This is a genomic window from Campylobacter sp. 2018MI10 (genome assembly GCF_018501175.1).
Classification (GTDB): domain Bacteria; phylum Campylobacterota; class Campylobacteria; order Campylobacterales; family Campylobacteraceae; genus Campylobacter_E.
In genome coordinates, this window is the sequence record NZ_JAHCZD010000025.1 from 1 (window position 1) to 18,314 (window position 18,314).

The 18,314-nt window shown below is 27.7% G+C and carries 23 protein-coding genes; 16 read left to right on the forward strand and 7 right to left on the reverse strand.

Annotated elements, in window-relative coordinates; genetic code table 11:
• The 4 genes from KJR01_RS09005 to KJR01_RS09020 form a co-directional block, all read left to right on the forward strand.
• Window positions 1-302 (forward strand): DUF3137 domain-containing protein (locus tag KJR01_RS09005; RefSeq protein WP_214118791.1); only part of this gene is annotated, 302 nt, incomplete at its 5' end.
• A gap of 114 nt (window positions 303-416) precedes the next feature.
• Complete coding sequence (gene accB / locus KJR01_RS09010; protein WP_214118793.1) at window positions 417-866, forward strand: acetyl-CoA carboxylase biotin carboxyl carrier protein; 450 nt, start codon at window positions 417-419, stop codon at window positions 864-866.
• A gap of 10 nt (window positions 867-876) precedes the next feature.
• Window positions 877-2,211 (forward strand): acetyl-CoA carboxylase biotin carboxylase subunit, encoded by a 1,335-nt coding sequence (locus tag KJR01_RS09015; RefSeq protein ID WP_214118795.1) that lies wholly within the window; start codon window positions 877-879, stop codon window positions 2,209-2,211.
• Between the two features lie 48 nt (window positions 2,212-2,259).
• Entirely contained in the window at window positions 2,260-3,570 is a 1,311-nt protein-coding gene (locus KJR01_RS09020; RefSeq protein WP_214118797.1) for an MATE family efflux transporter, read from the forward strand.
• An 18-nt stretch (window positions 3,571-3,588) separates the two neighbouring features.
• Here the strand turns inward: KJR01_RS09020 and KJR01_RS09025 are convergent, their stop codons facing one another.
• From KJR01_RS09025 to KJR01_RS09040, 4 genes are all read right to left on the reverse strand, one after another.
• Window positions 3,589-4,017 (reverse strand): hypothetical protein, encoded by a 429-nt coding sequence (locus tag KJR01_RS09025; RefSeq protein WP_214118799.1) that lies wholly within the window; start codon window positions 4,015-4,017, stop codon window positions 3,589-3,591.
• Entirely contained in the window at window positions 4,017-4,232 is a 216-nt protein-coding gene (locus KJR01_RS09030; protein WP_214118801.1) for a flagellar biosynthesis anti-sigma factor FlgM, read from the reverse strand. The genes KJR01_RS09025 and KJR01_RS09030 overlap by 1 nt, the downstream gene beginning before the upstream one ends.
• A gap of 54 nt (window positions 4,233-4,286) precedes the next feature.
• Window positions 4,287-4,547, reverse strand: coding sequence for a rod-binding protein (locus KJR01_RS10470; RefSeq protein ID WP_239803721.1), 261 nt, complete (start codon window positions 4,545-4,547; stop codon window positions 4,287-4,289).
• Between the two features lie 149 nt (window positions 4,548-4,696).
• The gene (locus tag KJR01_RS09040) at window positions 4,697-5,731 is read right to left on the reverse strand and encodes a flagellar basal body P-ring protein FlgI (protein ID WP_214118805.1); all 1,035 of its coding nucleotides are present in this window, start codon (window positions 5,729-5,731) and stop codon (window positions 4,697-4,699) included.
• 130 nt (window positions 5,732-5,861) lie between these two features.
• On the opposite strand from KJR01_RS09040, the gene KJR01_RS09045 reads away from it, so the two are divergent.
• The 7 genes from KJR01_RS09045 (at window position 5,862) to KJR01_RS09075 (ending at window position 12,189) form a co-directional block, all read left to right on the forward strand.
• Window positions 5,862-6,545 carry a F0F1 ATP synthase subunit A gene (locus KJR01_RS09045; protein ID WP_214118807.1) on the forward strand — a complete coding sequence of 228 codons (684 nt, stop codon included), beginning with the start codon at window positions 5,862-5,864 and terminating at the stop codon, window positions 6,543-6,545.
• Window positions 6,545-7,963, forward strand: a complete 1,419-nt coding sequence (gatB, locus tag KJR01_RS09050; RefSeq protein ID WP_214118809.1) for an Asp-tRNA(Asn)/Glu-tRNA(Gln) amidotransferase subunit GatB — start codon at window positions 6,545-6,547, stop codon at window positions 7,961-7,963. Before KJR01_RS09045 ends, gatB begins: the two co-directional genes overlap by 1 nt.
• Window positions 7,960-8,838: an NAD(P)H-dependent glycerol-3-phosphate dehydrogenase gene (locus tag KJR01_RS09055; RefSeq protein WP_214118811.1), complete on the forward strand. Its 879-nt coding sequence runs from the start codon at window positions 7,960-7,962 to the stop codon at window positions 8,836-8,838. Before gatB ends, KJR01_RS09055 begins: the two co-directional genes overlap by 4 nt.
• The gene (locus tag KJR01_RS09060) at window positions 8,835-9,824 is read left to right on the forward strand and encodes a glycoside hydrolase family 3 N-terminal domain-containing protein (protein WP_214118812.1); all 990 of its coding nucleotides are present in this window, start codon (window positions 8,835-8,837) and stop codon (window positions 9,822-9,824) included. The genes KJR01_RS09055 and KJR01_RS09060 overlap by 4 nt, the downstream gene beginning before the upstream one ends.
• Window positions 9,821-10,594, forward strand: a complete 774-nt coding sequence (locus KJR01_RS09065) for a TIGR02757 family protein (RefSeq protein WP_214118814.1) — start codon at window positions 9,821-9,823, stop codon at window positions 10,592-10,594. The genes KJR01_RS09060 and KJR01_RS09065 overlap by 4 nt, the downstream gene beginning before the upstream one ends.
• Window positions 10,581-11,339 (forward strand): sulfite exporter TauE/SafE family protein, encoded by a 759-nt coding sequence (locus tag KJR01_RS09070; RefSeq protein ID WP_214118816.1) that lies wholly within the window; start codon window positions 10,581-10,583, stop codon window positions 11,337-11,339. The genes KJR01_RS09065 and KJR01_RS09070 overlap by 14 nt, the downstream gene beginning before the upstream one ends.
• Before the next feature lie 97 nt (window positions 11,340-11,436).
• On the forward strand, window positions 11,437-12,189 hold the full coding sequence (locus KJR01_RS09075; protein WP_214118818.1) for a TSUP family transporter: 753 nt from the start codon (window positions 11,437-11,439) through the stop codon (window positions 12,187-12,189).
• Here the strand turns inward: KJR01_RS09075 and KJR01_RS09080 are convergent.
• Complete coding sequence (locus KJR01_RS09080; protein ID WP_214118820.1) at window positions 12,175-12,699, reverse strand: GNAT family N-acetyltransferase; 525 nt, start codon at window positions 12,697-12,699, stop codon at window positions 12,175-12,177. The genes KJR01_RS09075 and KJR01_RS09080 overlap by 15 nt on opposite strands.
• A 55-nt stretch (window positions 12,700-12,754) precedes the next feature.
• On the opposite strand from KJR01_RS09080, the gene KJR01_RS09085 reads away from it, so the two are divergent.
• Complete coding sequence (locus KJR01_RS09085) at window positions 12,755-13,462, forward strand: YebC/PmpR family DNA-binding transcriptional regulator (RefSeq protein ID WP_214118822.1); 708 nt, start codon at window positions 12,755-12,757, stop codon at window positions 13,460-13,462.
• A gap of 9 nt (window positions 13,463-13,471) precedes the next feature.
• The gene (locus KJR01_RS09090) at window positions 13,472-13,939 is read left to right on the forward strand and encodes a peptidylprolyl isomerase (RefSeq protein WP_214118824.1); all 468 of its coding nucleotides are present in this window, start codon (window positions 13,472-13,474) and stop codon (window positions 13,937-13,939) included.
• A 57-nt stretch (window positions 13,940-13,996) separates the two neighbouring features.
• Here the strand turns inward: KJR01_RS09090 and KJR01_RS09095 are convergent, their stop codons facing one another.
• Together KJR01_RS09095 and KJR01_RS09100 are read right to left on the reverse strand one after the other, a co-directional pair.
• The gene (locus KJR01_RS09095; RefSeq protein WP_214118826.1) at window positions 13,997-14,146 is read right to left on the reverse strand and encodes a hypothetical protein; all 150 of its coding nucleotides are present in this window, start codon (window positions 14,144-14,146) and stop codon (window positions 13,997-13,999) included.
• A 2-nt stretch (window positions 14,147-14,148) separates the two neighbouring features.
• Window positions 14,149-14,394, reverse strand: a complete 246-nt coding sequence (locus KJR01_RS09100; RefSeq protein WP_214118828.1) for an XRE family transcriptional regulator — start codon at window positions 14,392-14,394, stop codon at window positions 14,149-14,151.
• Between the two features lie 248 nt (window positions 14,395-14,642).
• On the opposite strand from KJR01_RS09100, the gene KJR01_RS09105 reads away from it, so the two are divergent.
• From KJR01_RS09105 to dnaK, 3 genes are read left to right on the forward strand one after another with little or no spacing between them, the layout of a single operon-like run.
• Window positions 14,643-15,428, forward strand: coding sequence for a hypothetical protein (locus tag KJR01_RS09105; RefSeq protein WP_214118830.1), 786 nt, complete (start codon window positions 14,643-14,645; stop codon window positions 15,426-15,428).
• Complete coding sequence (locus KJR01_RS09110; RefSeq protein WP_214118832.1) at window positions 15,425-15,988, forward strand: nucleotide exchange factor GrpE; 564 nt, start codon at window positions 15,425-15,427, stop codon at window positions 15,986-15,988. Before KJR01_RS09105 ends, KJR01_RS09110 begins: the two co-directional genes overlap by 4 nt.
• Window positions 15,989-16,000: 12 nt before the next feature.
• Entirely contained in the window at window positions 16,001-17,866 is a 1,866-nt protein-coding gene (gene dnaK / locus KJR01_RS09115) for a molecular chaperone DnaK (protein WP_214118833.1), read from the forward strand.
• Window positions 17,867-18,314 lie beyond the last annotated feature (448 nt).

Below are 18,314 nucleotides of genomic sequence, written 5' to 3' on the forward strand. Positions count from 1 at the left end.
TTATAATAGTTAGTAATAGCGATATTAAGGATATTTTAGGAGTTAAAGAGCCTTTAATTTTACTTGATAATGTAGATTTTAATAAATATTTTAAATTGTATTCTAATAATAATTTAGAAATTTTTAAATTCTTAAATCCTAAGAAATTAGATATTATTAGTAATAATGCAAAACTTATTAATCGCAAAATAAGTCTTTTTTATAAAGATAATTATTTGCATATTTATATTCATAATTTTTCTTTTAGTGAAAATATTGAAAAAGAATTTAAAAGCATAATAAATATTGTTAATGAGTTTTAAAAAATGTGAGAATTTGAAACACGAAATTAAAAGTATATGCTATTATAAGTTATAATTTTATTTTTGTTATATTTATAACATTAAAATTGTCAGAATTTTATATCAGGAGAGAAAATGAAAAGAGAAGAAATAAAAGAATTAATAGATATGTTTGCTCAAGCAAATATAGGCAAAATCAAAATCAAAGAAGGCGATTTTGAAATTAGCTTAGAAAAGCAAGGAACGGTTGTTGAATGCGCACCAATTCCTGCAGTAATGCCACAAAGTGCTCCAGCACCAATTAATGTAAATGTAGTAAATGAAGCACAACCTGCTAAAAACACTCATCCAGCAATTACAAGCCCAATGGTAGGAACATTTTATCAAGCACCAAGTCCAGGGGCAGCTAGTTTCGTAAAAGTTGGTCAAACAGTGAGAAAAGGCGATACAATTTGCATTATTGAAGCTATGAAAATTATGAATGAAATTGAAGCTGAATTTGATTGCAAAATCGTAAGTGCTTTAGTAGAAGATGGACAACCTGTGGAGTATGGAACAGAATTATTTGCAGTTGAAAAACTATAAGTAGGTTGCAATGAGAGAGATTAAAAAGATTTTAATTGCTAATCGTGGAGAAATAGCTCTAAGAGCTATTAGAACGATTAAAGAAATGGGTAAAGAAGCTATTTGTATATATTCTAGTGCTGATAAAGACGCTTTATATTTAAAATATTGTGATGCTAGTATTTGCGTTGGTGGTCCAAAATCAAGCGAGAGTTATTTAAATATCCCATCAATTATTAGTGCTGCTGAATTATGTGGTGCTGATGCGATTTTTCCTGGATATGGGTTTTTGAGTGAAAATCAAAATTTCGTAGAAATTTGTGAGCGTCATAATATTAAATTCATAGGTCCTAGCGTAGAAGCTATGAATACTATGAGTGATAAAAGTAAAGCTAAACAAGTTATGAAAAGAGCAGGTGTTCCAGTAATCCCAGGTAGTGATGGGGCTATTAGTGGAGTAGAAGTTGCAAAAGAATTAGCTGAAGAAATGGGCTATCCTGTTATTTTAAAAGCTGCTGCAGGTGGTGGTGGTCGTGGTATGCGTGTGGTTGAAAAGGCTGCTGATTTAGAAAAAGCATATTGGTCTGCTGAAAGCGAAGCTACAAGTGCATTTGGTGATGGTAGAATGTATATTGAAAAATACATTAAAAATCCACGCCATATTGAAGTGCAAATCATAGGAGATAGCTTTGGAAATGTTATTCATATAGGTGAGCGTGATTGTTCTATGCAAAGAAGACATCAAAAGCTAATAGAAGAAAGTCCAGCTAGAATTTTAGAGCCAGCTACTAGAGAAAAATTATTAGAAACTGCTATAAGAGCAGCTAAAGCTATTGGATATGAAGGTGCAGGGACATTTGAGTTTTTATTAGATGATTATCAAAATTTTTATTTTATTGAAATGAATACAAGATTACAGGTTGAGCATTGCGTAAGTGAAATGTGTAGTGGAGAAGACATTATTCGTCATATGATAAATGTAGCTGAAGGAAAAGCTCTACCTAAACAAGAAGAGATAAATTTTAAAGGTCATTCAATTGAGTGCAGAATTACTGCAGAAGACCCTAAAACATTTACACCTTGTCCTGGGACAATTAGTAGATATACAGCTCCTGCAGGTGCAAATGTGAGAATGGAAAGCCATGTTTATCAAGGATACAGCGTTCCTCCGTTTTATGATAGTATGATAGGCAAGCTTGTTGTGTGGGCTCCTACAAGAGAGATGGCAATTCATAAGATGAAATGTGCTTTACAAGAATTAATAGTAAGTGGTATTAAAACTACAAAAGATTTTCATATTTCTATGATGGAAAATCCTGATTTTATAAACAATAAATTTGATACAAACTATTTATCAAGAAGATAATTCCTAAATGAAATTCTTTAAGAATTTCATTTAGTCCTAAGTAATGCTATGAAAGAAATTAATTTTTATAAATTATCTTTAAATATTTATTTAGAAATGCTACTTCGTTTTAGCTCTATTGTCATAAATACTATTATGATTAGTAGATACAATGTGTTTTTAATAGGAGCTATGAGTAGTGCAAATCAGATTTTTATAATAGCTACAACTATATTTTCATTCCTTTCAATTGGTTCAAGTGTATTAATATCTCAAGCTTTAGGCGCTAATAACAAAAACTTAGCAATAAGGTCAGCTCATATTAGTATATCTTTTAATATGGTTTTAGGTATTTTGATATTTTTTATAATTAATTTTTTTGATGGCAATATGCTTAGGTTGTTAAATGTTCCTAATGATATATTTGATTATTCATTAATATATTTACAAACTATAGCTTATGTAATATTGTTAGATTGCTTAAATATAGCTTTATCATCTGTCATTAGAACTTATGCTAAGGCTAAGGAATTAATGATTGTATCGCTTATTATGAATGCAGTTAATATTGTTTTTAATGCTATATTTTTATATAAATATGATTTAGGCTTATTTGGAGTGGGAATTTCAAGTGTAATTTCTAGGATAGTAAGCCTTGCAATGCTAATTTATATATATTTTAAGATTGCAAAACTTAAGATTTATTTTGAGCTATTTTTTAAAATTAATAAAAAAATATTAAAAAATATTTTGACAATAGGTGGCTTTAGTGCAGGAGAAAATCTACTATGGTCAGCACAATATATGGTTATTTTCGCTTTTGTTGGATTATTAGGAAAAGATGCTTTAAGTATTCAAAGTATATTTTTTCAAATTTCAATGTTTATATTTACTACTAGCTCTGCATTAAGTGTGGCTAATGAGATAATCATCGGTAGGCTAGTTGGTGCAAAAGAATTTGAAAAAGCGTATAAACAAAGTTTTAAAGTATTAAAAATTGCAATAATTTGTAGTTTAGTATATGCTAGTTTTGTTTTTTTAATTCAAGATTATATATTTCAAGCACTTAGTTTAAGCAATGAATTAATAAATATTATAAAACCGCTTTTTATAATAAGTTTTTTCTTAGAAAGCTCAAGAGCTTTAAATATAGTAATGGTTAATTCTTTAAGGGCTAGTGGGGATGCTGCTTTTCCTTTTTATGCTGGAATTGTTTTTATGTGGGGAGTTAGTGTTCCTTTAGCTTATATTTTAGGGATACATTTACATTTTGCTATGGTTGGAATATGGAGTGCTTTTGTAGTTGATGAACTTTTAAGAGGACTTGCTAATACATATCGTTGGAAAAGTAAAAAATGGCAAAGCAAATCAGCTGTATAAATATCTTTTAAAAGATATTTATATTTTATGATTTAGTGTTGTTGTGCTTTTAAATTCTTGTTTGTATCCGTTAGTTTCTATGCTATCTTTTAACATTTCTTCAAGTAAAGAATCATAAAATTCTTTAACACTTAGCACATATTTTGCATATTCTTTGTTTTTTGCTAATAAGTAATTTAAATTAAATTTTAATTGTTGTAATAAATCGCTTGATTTTTCACTTAATAAATCTGATAAATTACCATTATTTTTAGTAGCTAATTCAAGTAAGGCATTATCTAAAGCTTGCTTTTCTTTTAAAAAAGCATTAAGTGCTTCTACTTTTTCCTTATTTTGAGTATCAAGTCTGTCTTTTCTAGCTTCTTTAATATCACTTATTCCTTGTTCTGTTATGCTAATAATTTTTAATAAAAGATTATTAGCAGTAGCTAGTCTTTTTTCTATCATTAGCATAACTCATTTGCAATTGCATTTGCGGTAGATTTTAAATCAATTTTATAAGTTCCATTTGCAATTTGCTCAGCTATAGCAGCTGCTTTTGGGCTCAAAGAACTTTTGGTTTCTTTAACTTCAGTTTTATCAACATTTTCACTTTTTGTAGCTTTTGGCTTCATAATATCTTGGCTTGAATATACCATAGATGAACTAAGTGAGTTTAACATTTTTCAACCTTTTTATAATATTTGCATACTATATCGGAATTAGTTTAAAAAACTTTATAGCCTTTCTTTTAAAAAATTAAATAGCATTTCAGAAAATCCAAGCCCACCACTTAAAGCCTTACTCATAGCATCATTATACATTGAGCCATAAATATCATCTCCAGCGTCTTTTCCAAATAGTGGATTTTCTAATTTAAGACTAATATCAAGGACACTTTTTATCATAAATGCTTCAAAAGCATCTGTTTGTTCTTTTAACAATTTTTCATCTACTTTTGCAGTATTTGGCTGGTTTATTAAATTAGAATTTAAAATTTCATGAGATTTTTTATTTTCTATTTTATTAATTTCTTTTTCTAATAAATTAGAAAAATTATTTTTACTATCTTCGCTTAATTTTATTAAGGTATTTGTATTTGGTAGAGTATTTTTATATGTATTTTCATAAATTTTTGATATATCCATTATAAAATCTCCAATTCAGCATTAATTGCCCCAGCTTGTTTTAAATTTTTAATAATCGTTATTACATCAGCAGGGCTTGCACCTAATTTATTTAAGGCTCTAGTGATATTTGCTAAAGTTATTTTATCGTTAGTAATTCTTAAAATATTTGAGCTAGTATCAATTACACTACCATCTTTTAAATCAACTTCATTGTCTTTTAGTTCATAAGGTCTTTTAGGTTCAATTTTAATTGTTATATTTCCATGAGATATTAAAACAGGACTAACTTCTACATCAATTCCACTTATTATCGTTCCTGTTTTTTCATTTATTATGATTTTACTATTTGCGTTTATTTCTCCAGCATCTAGCGATAATACTTTTGCTATAAAATCAACTGCACTTTCTTCTTCTGGTCTTTCTATTATTATTGTTTTACCATCTGTAGCTTTTGCTATATCTAAATCATAAGCTTTATTTATTGCATTTTTTATTTTACTAGCTAGTGCAAAATCATTTTGCTTTAGACTTAGAGTAATTCTTTCTTGATTGTTAAAATCAAAATTAACTTCTCTTTCTATACTAGCTCCATTTGTTATTTTTGCATTTGTCATACTAGCACCTTTACCGCTACTATCTATACTAAGCGCTCCTTGAGCTAATGCGTAAATATTTCCATCAACACCTTTTAAAGCACTTAATAAAAGTGTTCCACCTTTTAAACTTTTAGCATCACCTAATGAAGCTACATTTACATCAATTTTATCCCCACTTTTTGCAAAGGCAGGTAATTTTGCACTAATCATAACTGCTGCGGTATTTTTACTTTTAATATCATCAGGGCTTATTTTGATATTCATAGAGCCTAGCATATTTGCAATTGATTGAATAGTAAATTCGCTACTAGAACCATCTCCACTACCATTTAGACCAACAACTAAACCATATCCGATTAATTCATTATCCCTAACTCCAACAATATTTGCAATATCTTTTATTTGTGAAGCCATTAAGGAATTTAATATAAATATCAAAAATATCATAAATCTCATTATTTTTCCTTATTTTAAATATGTTTAAATTAAGCAAATCATATTCCATATTTTTTACAAAAACATTAACCAAATACTAAATTAGCTTTTGTAAAATCAGCAGATTACTTTCAAATTTTAAGGATAATAAATGCACAATTTATTTTTATTTAGTGATTTTATAGCTGATGACAATAAAGCGATTACTTATTTAATTCATTTCGTTTTAGTTATTGCAATTATTTTGGTTTTAGCAAAATTAGCAACTTCTAAAATGCAATTAGTTCCAAAAGGTATTCAAAATATTATGGAAATGTTTTTAGATGGTGTTTTATCTATGGGTAAAGATACTTTAGGCTCAAAGGAAGCAGCTTTAAAATATGTTCCTTTAATCGCTACTCTTGGATTAGTTGTTTTTGTAAGCAATATAATAGGTATAATTCCTGGATTTGAAGCTCCTAGTGCTAGTTTAAATTTAACACTTCCTTTAGCAATAATTGTTTTTATATACTATCATTACGAAGGCATAAAAACTCAAGGATTTTTTAAGTATTTCAAGCATTTTTTTGGTCCTGTTAAAGTGATTGCTCCACTTATGTTTGTTGTTGAAGTGATATCACATTTTTCTCGTATAGTTTCTTTATCTTTCCGTCTTTTTGGAAATATTAAAGGAGATGATTTATTTTTAGGTGTTATTTTAGCTTTAGTTCCAATCGTAGCTCCGCTTCCACCATATTTTCTTTTAACATTTATGGCATTTTTACAATCGTTTGTATTTATGATTTTAACTTATGTATATATAGCTAGTGCTATTGCAATTGATGAGGAGCATTAATGGAATTTGAAGTAGTTATTGGTTTAGAAGTTCATACTCAGCTTAATACAAAAACTAAGATTTTTTGTTCTTGTGCGACAAGTTTTGGTGAAGTTGCTAATACTAATGTTTGCCCTGTGTGTTTGGCATTGCCTGGAGCTTTACCTGTATTAAATAAAGAAGCTTTACAAAAGGCTATATATTTTGGTAAAGCAATTAATGCAAAAATTAATGAAGTAAGTATTTTTAATAGAAAAAACTATTTTTATCCTGATTTACCTAAAGCTTATCAAATATCACAATTTGATGTGGCAATAGTTGAAGGTGGAAAATTAGAAATTGAAGGTGAGTTTGGTAAAAAAATAGTAGGAATTACTAGAGCTCACCTTGAAGAAGATGCAGGTAAAAATATTCACGAAAACGATAATTCTTTAGTGGATTTAAATCGTGCAGGAACTCCACTACTTGAGATTGTAAGTGAGCCAGATATTAGAAGTGCTGATGAAGCTGTAGCTTATCTTAAAAAACTTCATTCTATTATAAGATTTTTAGATATTAGTGATGCTAATATGCAAGAAGGCTCTTTTAGATGTGATGTTAATATATCTATTAGACCTAAAGGCGATAATAAATTTTATACAAGAGTAGAAATTAAGAATTTAAATAGTTTTAAATTTATTCAAAAAGCAATAGAGTATGAGAAAGAACGCCAAATAGCTGCTTGGATGGATGGTAAGTATGATAGTGAAGTAGTTCAAGAAACAAGATTATTTGATACTACAAGACTTATTACAAAACCTATGAGAAGCAAAGAAGAAGCTGCTGAATATAGATATTTTGCAGACCCTGATTTATTACCTGTATTTGCTAGTGCTGATATGATTAATGTTGCAATTCCTGAACTTGCAGATGAGAAAATATCTCGTTATGTTAGCGAGTATGGGCTAAAAGAAGATGATGCTAAGGTTTTAGTAAGCTCACTAGAAATGGCTATGTTTTTTGAATATTTAATAAAATCAGGTTGTTCTCCAAAACTTAGTACAACTTGGTTAAGTGTAGAATTAATGGGTTTATTAAAAGGTGAATTAAATATAACAAATTCTCCTGTGGGAAAAGAAAAATTAGCAGATTTGATAAAAGCTATTGAAAATAGTGAAATATCAAATAAAGCAGGCAAAGATGTTTTAGCTTATTTGTTTGAAAACGATATAAGTGTAAGCGATGCTATTGATAAACTAGGATTAAAACAAGTTAGTGATGATGGTGCTATTAATGCAATAATAGATGAAATATTATCTAAGAATGCAGATAAGGTAGCTGAATATAAGTCGGGTAAAGATAAATTGTTTGGATTTTTTGTAGGGCAGACTATGAAAGAAGGCAAAGGAGCTTTTAATCCAAATAAAGTAAATGAGCTTTTAAAGGCTAAGCTTGGATGATTAGCGTAATTGGTTCTGGTAAGTGGGGTAGTGCAATAGCTCATGCTATCTCACTTAATAACAAAGTAAATATTTGTTCTTTTAGTAAAAAATCAGGTGAATATATTGATATAAACGAAGCTAAAAAAAGTAAATATTTAATATTTGCATTAAGTGCTCAAGGAACCTATGATTATCTTAGAGCTAACTTTAGTAATTTAAATGATAATTATGTATTAATCGCTTCAAAAGGTATTTATCAAGACTTGTTTTTACACGATGTATTTTCTAAGTTTTTTCCAATAGAAAATATTAGTGTTTTAACTGGCCCATCTTTTGCAACAGAAGTTAGTAAAAATTTACCAACAGCACTTGTAATTAGTGGTGTTAATGATAAGTTAAATCAAGAATTTGCTAATTTTTTTCCTAGTTTTATAAAGACATACACCGATAATGATGTCGTTGGTGCTGAGATTTGTGGTGCATATAAAAATATTATTGCTATTGCTAGTGGAATTTGTGATGGTTTAGAATTAGGTAATAACGCAAGAGCTGCTCTTATTTCTCGTGGTCTTATAGAAATTACTAGATTTGGTAAGTTTTTTGGTGCTAAAGATAATACTTTTCTAGGTTTAAGTGGGGCAGGTGATTTATTTTTAACTGCTAGCTCAACATTATCAAGAAATTACAGAGTGGGATTAATGCTTGCAAAGGGCTATAATCAAGATGAAATTAAGCAAGAATTAAATGAAGTTGCTGAAGGAATTGATACCACTAAATCAGTTTGTAAAATTGCAAAAACACATAATATATATTGTCCTATTGCTAATGAAATTTTATTAATTTTAAATGGCAAGAATGTAAAAACTAGCTTACAAGATTTATTAAAAAAATGAAAAAATTTTTAATTATATTATTTATAAATATTGTATTGTATTCTCAAAATTTATCAAATATAAGCACCCAAAGACTAGCCGGTCAGATGATTATGATAGGTTTTAATGGAAAAGATATTAAAGAATACAATATAAGAAAATTAGGTCAAGAAGCTAGTCTTGGAAAAGTTGGTGGTATAGTTTTTAGGGCAAATAATTTCACAGATATTGAACAGGCAAAAAAATTAGTAAGTAGATTTAAAAATATAGCAATTGTAAATCCATTATTTTTAGGTATTGATTATAAAGATTTAGATAAAAATTATGATTTTTTATATTGTAAAGAACCTGATTTTATTAATCAGAATTTAAATATTAATGATGCTAGATTGAATTATCTAAAATCAGCTTTAAATTTAAAAGAATTAGGACTTAATTTAAATTTAACATTAGGGGTAAATACTAGTATAACTAATGATTTATTAGATAAACTTAGTATCTATGCTAGAGAATACTCTGATGCTTTTAGGCAAAGTAATATTTTAATAGCAGCTAAAACTTTTCCTGGAGATATGAATAATTCTTCAAGTTTTGTTAAAGATTATAGATTAAGTTTTTTAAAGCCATTTTATGATTTTACACAAACTAATAAAGTTGATATGATAATGGTTTCAAATAAAATTTATCCTATACTAGATAAAAAACCAGCAAATATGTCTAAGAAAATCATTAATATATTAAAAAATGATTTATCATTTAATGGGGTAATAGTAAGTGATGATATCTTAGGTGGTGATTTAGATGGCATAGATTTTAAAGATAGGATAATTGATAGTATAAATGCTGGAGTTGATATATTATATTTTGGATTATCTAGGATAAAGTATGGAGATACAGCAAGTTATGTTGTTGATATTATAAGTCAAGCGGTAGATGATGGCAAAATAAGTAGAAGTAGATTAGAAGAATCTTATATAAAAATTACTTCTTTAAAAGAGAGAATATGATAAAAAAATTATTAGATGAACAAAGTGGTATTAAAAATACAATTGATAATTTATATTCACATCCTGACCCATTGCAAGTAGTATATGATAATATTAATAGCAAAGATATAGAATTTATTGCTTTAATATGCGCTTTATTTGCGTATGGAAATGCTGGTGCTATAGTAAAATTTTTAAAAAAACTTGATTTTACTTTACTTAATAAAAGTGATGAAGAAATAAGGCAAATAAATCACAAATATAGATTTCAAAACGAAAGAGACGTAGCAGAAATTTTTATTAGTCTAAAAAGATTTAAAGAAAAATCAAGTATAAAAGATTTTAGTCATAAAATTTATAAAACAAGCAAAAATAATAAAATATTAGAAGTTATTCAAGCTTTAATTACTGAAATTTATTCATTGAATGATTATAGAAGTGATGGGTATGAATTCTTTTTTAGTAAAGTTAATAATACAAGTGCGTATAAAAGATATTGTATGTATTATCGTTGGATGGTAAGAAATGATAATTTAGATTTAGGTTTGTTTAGTGAAATTAGCCCTGCTGATTTACTAATGCCACTTGATACGCATACACATAAAATGGGGCTTATGTTAGGACTTATTAAAAGAAAACAAGCTGATCAAAAATGTATGCTAGAGCTTAGTAAGGCTTTAAAAAATTTTTGCAATGAAGACCCTTTAAAATATGATTTTGCTTTATATAGAATATCTCAGACTAATGATGAAAATTCTTTACAAGAATTAATTAAAAATGCCAGAAATTAGTATTATCCAAGAAATTGTAGTTTTAATATCGGCACTATTTGCTGGCTTTATTGATGCAATTTGCGGCGGTGGAGGGCTTATTATAATACCTATGCTAATTGCTTTTGGTTTAGGAGAACAATTAGCCATTAGCACTCACAAATTTCAAGCAATGTTTGCGATGTGTTGTTCGTTTTCAACCCTTTTTAAATATATAGAATTTAAAAAAGTATTTATAGGAATGATTTTTAGCATAATAGGTGGTATTTTAGGTGCTAGGGTTCTTTTAATAATTAATCCTGAACCATTAAAACCCATTATATTATTTACTCTTTTATTGATTTTTATATATTCTATTTTCAATTCAAAACTAGGTAGTATTAAAGCTAAGCAAATAATGAGTGAAAAATTATTCTATCCGTTTTTTGGCTTATTGATAGGATTTTATGATGGATTTTTAGGGCCTGCTACAGGTTCATTTTGGATATTTGCTAGCATTAGTTTAATAGGTCAAGATATTAAACAAGCAAGTATTAATGCTAAAGCTTTATGTATGGCAAGTGGTATGATTTCTCTTATAATATTTATGATAGATTTTAAGATTTATTATTCACTTGGTCTAAAAATGGCTATGTGTGGTATATTTGGAGCATTTTTAGGTGCTAAATTTGTTTTAAAATACAAAAGTGATTCTATCAAAAAAATATTTTTAGTTATTGTTTTTATAACTTTACTTAAACTAACTTATGAATATTATTTAAAATAATTTTTATTACTAATTATAAAATTTATTTATATAAAAGACTTTTTATAAACTTATTTAGTCTTGTATAATTTAACTAAAATTATTATATAATTTCTTTATGGAATTTAGTTTATTAGAATATTTTATAGGCTTTTTAGCTTCTTTTATTGGTGGTTTTATTGACGCTATTGTGGGTGGTGGCGGACTTGTTACATTGCCTGTGATTTTAGGACTTGGAGTGCCACCATCTTTAGCCATTGCAACTAGCAAGTTACAAGCTAGTATGGCTGCAGTTTCTGCTGTATTTAGTTTAAGAAAAGAAATAAAATTTAAAGAATTAAGACTTGGAATTTTAATAACAGCAATTTTTTCAATTCTTGGAAGTTATGTTTTGCTTTTAATATCTAATGAAGCTATTATGCCACTTATTTTAGTTATTTTAATATTAGTATTTATTTATACTATTTTTAAGCCAAATTTAGGGAATATAAACAAAAAAGCTATTTTAAGCACTACTTTATTTTTAATAATTTTTGGTGTTATTTTGGGATTTTATGATGGTTTTATAGGACCAGGAACTGGCTCGTTTTGGATATTAGCATTTACTTCTTTATTAGGATTTAATCTAAAGCAAGCGTCAATAAATACTAAATTATTAAACACTACAAGCAATGTTTGTTCTTTATGTTTCTTTTTGTGCTTTTATGATGTTTTAATTAAACTTGGTCTTATTATGGGAATAGGTGGGATAATAGGCGCTTATTTAGGTGGTAAATGCCTTCTAAAAATTAATATAAATATAATTAGATGGGTTTTTATAATTATTGTTTTTTGCACTATTTGTAAATTAATATATTCAAATTTCTTTTAGCATTTTAAAATAGTTTTCAAATTCTTTACACTCATTTATTACTTTAAAACCATATCTTTCGTATATTTGTGAAGATTTGGTTATTAGTGTAATTTTGTTATAACCTTTATTTTTTGCTATATTAATTGCATATTCAAGCATTTCTTTTAATATCCCCATTTTTCTATAGCTAGGAATTATCGCTACACTATCTATATAAAATTCATCTTTATCGCATTCTTTTATAATCTCATAATTTGAGTTTATATTTTTTAAATATTGCTTTAAAGCGTCATCATTATATTCTCTATCGCCATAAGCACAACAAATTGAAATAATTTGATTGTCTTTTTCATATACAAATAAATTATCAAGACAAAATCTAGTTTTTTCCTTACCAAAAAAATCATAAAATTTTTCAATTTTCTTTTGATAATTTGTTTCGTTAAAAAAGTTTTCACTAAACTCAGCCATTGCTAAGTCTAAAATCTCGCAAGCCTTATAATCACTCATTCTAGCAGGTCTAATCATTAGTTATCCTTGTTTTTGTAAAATCTTAACCAAATTTTAATTATAAGAGGTGAATATGGGAAGAGCGTTTGAATACAGACGTGCAGCAAAAGAAGCTCGTTGGGATAAGATGAGTAAGATATTTCCAAAGTTAGCAAAAGCTATTGAAGTTGCAGCAAAAGAAGGTGGAATTGACCCTGAAATGAACGCAAAACTTCGTTCAGCAATAGCAACAGCAAAAGCTCAAAATATGCCAAAAGATAATATTGACGCGGCATTAAAAAGAGCAGCAGGTAAAGATGGAAACGATATTAAAAGCCTTCATTATGAAGCTAAAGCTAATTACGGAGTGCAAATTATAGTTGAAGTTGCTACTGATAATACCAATAGAACCGCAGCTAATATAAAAGCTATTTTTAATAAAAACGGAGCTACTCCACTTGTAAATGGTAGTTTAGAATTTTTATTTTCAAGAAAAAGTGTTTTTGTATGTAAAAAACCTAATATGGATTTAGAAGAATTAGAATTAAGCCTAATTGATTTTGGTTTAGAAGAATTAGAAGATGAAGAAGAAAATGTAAGAATTATCGGAGCTTATGATAGCTTTAAAGAGCTTAGCACAGGAATTGATGAGCTTAAATTAGAGCTTGTTAGTGGAAGACTTGAATATGTCCCAAACAATCCAATAAGTCTTAGTGAAGAGCAAATCACTGAACTTGAAAAATTATTAGATAAGCTTGAAGAAGATGATGATGTTCAAGCAGTTTATACAAATATAGAATAAGGAAAAATTATGTTAAAAGTATATGACAATTTTGCAGATTTAGAAAATATTAATGAAGCTATTATTAAGACAAATAAAGGTGATATGAAATTAACTTTATTTAAAGATAGCCCGCAAGCTACTTTAAATTTCGTTCATTTAGCAAAAAATGGATTTTATAATGGTCTAAAATTTCATAGAGTAATTCCTAATTTCGTTATTCAAGGTGGTTGTCCTTTAGGCACAGGCACAGGTGGTCCTGGTTGGAATATTAAATGTGAATGTAAAAATCAAGAGCATAAGCATTTAAGAGGGACTTTATCTATGGCTCACGCTGGTCGTGATACTGGTGGCTCTCAATTTTTTGTTTGTCATTCAGCACAACCACACTTAGATGGAGTTCATACGATTTTTGGTCAAGTTAATAACGAAGATGGCTTAAAGGTTCTTGATAGTATCCGCCAAGGCGATATTATTGAAAGTATTGAAATAAAATAATTTAAAATATCTAAGATATGATTCAAATTCTTTAATTTAGGTTAAAGAATTTGAAAATTAATTAAATTGATGATTATATTGCTTTTTACGAGGATATAAAAGTTTTTTGCAGATATTTTTTAAATATCTTTTTATTATATTTTTTTTACTTGTTCTAATACTATTAAATATCATATCAAGCTCTATTCTTTCCTTTTCGGTAATCACTTTTAATCCTTTAATTGTTTTCTTATACGAGACATTAAAAATAATAACTCATCATCATCTAATTCACAAAGCATTGTAAATACAGCTTTTACTGCTTGTGGTTTAGAATTACCTAAACGCCAGTCTTGATAAGTTCGCATAGGTAATCCTAAACGCTGCGACATTGCTTGCAAAGAAATTTTCTTACCATTTTCTTTACTCTCTATCGCATTATGTAATAAATTAAATATATCGTTCGTCTCAATCATTTTTAAATTATACGATTTTAAAAATTAAACTTCGCTAAAACGGAGTTTATATTTGGAAAAAAATATAAAAAATACAAAATATCCTTAAATCAATACATTAAAAAATAAAATATATACGAAATAATGTATAAAATATATGATTAAATAATTTTACTAAATTAAGTTGAGTGTATTAGACTAAATAGTTACTTGATAGTTAACAACTCAAGTGATATAATTCGTTTATCAATTTTAAGGTATGAGTGATAATGAGTAAAAAAACTGATTTTATACTAGAGCAAATGATTAAAGCTTATTTAAGCGAGCAAAATCCAATTGGCTCTATGTTATTGCAAGATAGTTTGAATGTTCCTGCAAGCACTATAAGAGTTTATTTTAAACAACTTGATAGTGATGGTTATATTTCAAAACTTCACGCAAGCGGTGGAAGAATTCCTACTCAAAAAGCTATGAAATATTATTGGAAGCAATTTTTTAATTATGAATTAAATTCTAAATTAGAATTAAACTCAGCTTTAAATTTATTAAGAGTTGCTAACGAGAATGATTTGTTTTTCCTTATTGTTGATAACAAAAAAATATTTTTAAATGATATTTTAAACATTGAAAATAGATTTATTATTTTAGATTTTATAGAAAATAGGGTTTTGATTGATTTTAACGATGAATTAAATATACTTTTTAATCAGTTAAAAGGATACGAGATAAATGATATTAAGACTATTTTATATAGATTAAATTTAATAAATACTTTAAGTGATATTGAAAATTCTTTTAAAAATAAAATTAAATTTATATGTGGAGAAAAAATTTTTGCAAATATTGTAAAACTTTCTTCATTTAGTTCTATTATGAATTTAAAGTTACTTGATTATTTTACTAATAACTTGATTTATGATGAGCTATTTTTACCTGATTTTATGGGAGTTAAATTAGATTGTAATTATATGCAAAATAAAAGCTCTTTAATAATTGCAGGTAGTATTTTTACAGACTATGAAAATGTTTTAAATCAATTAAGGGAGGCGATATGAGCGAAAAAGCCACGCAAGAAGAAAATGTAGTAAATAACGAAGAAGTTTGCGAATGCAATGAAAATTGTGAATGCGAACAAAATGAGTTAAGTAATGAAGAAATTGCTTTAAGAGCAGAGCTTGATAAGGCAAATGAAGAATTTGCAAAATTAAAAGACGCTTATCTTAGAGCTAATGCAGATTTTGAAAATTATAAAAAACGCTTAGAAAAAGATAAGCAAAGTGCTGTGCTTTATGCACAAGAAGGCTTATTAAAGGATTTAATCCCTGTTTTAGACGCATTAGAAAATGCTAGTAATTTTGAAGCAGATGATGAGTTTTCAAAACAACTTAAACAAGGTATTGACAATACTTTAAGTTTATTTAAAAATATCCTAGCAAAACATGGAATTAAAGAAATCGTAGCTAATGAAGGTGATGAATTTGACCCTAGTTATCACGAAGCTATGATGCATGTTGAAGCAGAGCTTGAGCCAAATTGTGTTGCAGCTATGTTTCAAAAGGGTTATATGATAAATGACAGAATAATTAGAGCTTGCAAAGTAAGCGTATCAAAATAAAAGGAGAAAATTATGGGAAAAGCAATAGGTATAGATTTAGGAACAACAAATTCATGTGTAGCAATTTATGAGCGTGGAGAAAAAAAAGTAATTCCAAATAAAGAAGGAAAAAACACAACTCCTTCAATTGTAGCATTTACAGATAAAGGCGAAGTTTTAGTAGGTGATAGTGCAAAACGCCAAGCAGTAGCAAACCCAGAAAAAACAATTTATTCAATTAAAAGAATTATGGGTCTTATGATGAATGAAGATAATGCTAAAGAAGCGGCAAAACATTTACCTTATAAAATAGTAGATAGAAATGGTGCTTGTGCGATAGAAATTGCAGGTAAAACTTACACTCCACAAGAAATTTCTTCAAAAGTTTTAATGAAACTTAAAGAAGATGCTGAAAGCTATTTAGGAACATCTGTAACTGATGCAGTAATTACCGTTCCAGCATATTTTAACGATGCACAAAGAAAAGCTACTAAAGAAGCAGGTCAAATCGCAGGATTAAATGTATTAAGAATTATAAACGAACCAACCGCAGCAGCTTTAGCTTATGGTCTTGATAAAGTAAGTGCTGAAAAAATTGCAGTATATGACCTAGGTGGTGGGACATTTGACGTTACAATCTTAGAAACTGGTGATGGTGTTGTAGAAGTTTTAGCAACTGGTGGTAATGCGTTTTTAGGTGGAGATGATTTTGATAATAAATTAATTGATTTCTTAGCAACTGAGTTTAAAAATGAGCAAGGAATTGATTTAAGAAATGACAAAATGGCTTTACAAAGATTAAAAGAAGCAGCAGAAAACGCTAAAAAAGAGCTTTCAAGCACAAATCAAACTGAAGTGAATTTACCATTCATTACAGCTGATGCAACAGGTCCAAAACACCTTGTAAAAACAATTACAAAAGCTCAATTTGAAGGAATGATTGACTCACTTGTGGCTGAAACTATCACAAAAATCAATGAAGTTATAAGTGAAGCAGGAATTAGCAAAAACGAGATTAAAGAAGTAGTAATGGTTGGAGGTTCAACTCGTGTGCCTTTAGTTCAAGAAGAAGTTAAAAAAGTATTTGGAAAAGAACTAAATAAAAGCGTAAATCCTGATGAAGTTGTTGCAATGGGTGCTGCTACTCAAGCAGGAATTATTCAAGGTGATGTAAAAGATGTGCTTTTACTTGATGTTACTCCACTTAGTCTTGGAATTGAAACTTTAGGCGGAGTTATGAGTAAAATCATAGAAAAAGGTGCAACAATTCCTACTAAAAAAAGCCAAACATTCTCAACTGCAGAAGATAATCAAAGTGCAGTTACTATTAATGTCTTACAAGGTGAGCGTGAGTTTAGCCGTGATAATAAATCTCTTGGTAATTTTAACCTTGAAGGTATCCCAGCAGCTCCAAGAGGTGTGCCGCAAATTGAAGTTACATTTGATATTGACGCAAATGGTATTTTAACGGTAAGTGCATTAGATAAAGCAAGTGGTAAAGCTCAAAATATCACAATCACAGGTTCAAGCGGATTAAGTGATGAAGAGATTAAAAATATGATAAACGAAGCTGAGAAAAACAAAGAAGCTGATAAATTAAGAAGAGAAGTAGTAGATGCGAAAAATCAAGCTCAAAGCCTAGTTCATCAAGTTCAAAAAAGCCTAAATGATTTAGGAGATAAAGTTGAACCTGCAATTAAACAAGAGATTGAAGGTGCAATAAATGAGCTAAATGATGTAGTAAATAATGAAAACGCAACAAAAGCTCAAATAGATGAGAAAATGAAGAAACTAAGCGACGCAAGTCATAAATTAGCTGAAAATCTTTACAAAAAAGATGATAGCAAAGACGCTAAAAAAAGCGAAAAAGATGATGCAGTAGATGCAGAAGTAGAATAATAATTTATTAAAAACTAGTCTTACAAGGATTTATCCTTAATTTTAGGAATTTCAATTTGAAATTCCTAATTTATCTTAATTCAAAAAATCTTTTAATATTTATTTTTAGTGATGGTAAAATTTAGTAAATATTATATTTTTATACAAAAATAGATTACAAGTTCTGAATTAATTTTGTAAATTACAACTAAGTATGAAAAGTATGTAAAATAAGAGTTCTTATATTTTATAAAATAATTTTTAAGAATTTAAATAAGTTATATAGTTTTTAAATAAGCATATATAAAAATTAAGAATTTTTACACTCATGTTATAGCGATTTTAAGACTAAAATATAATTTATTTAATATTACTGTATTATTTAAATAATGAATAAATTTTGATCAATTAATTTTTTAAAATCAATACAATTGTTTTTTAATTTAATTTTTATTTTAATATTAAAGTT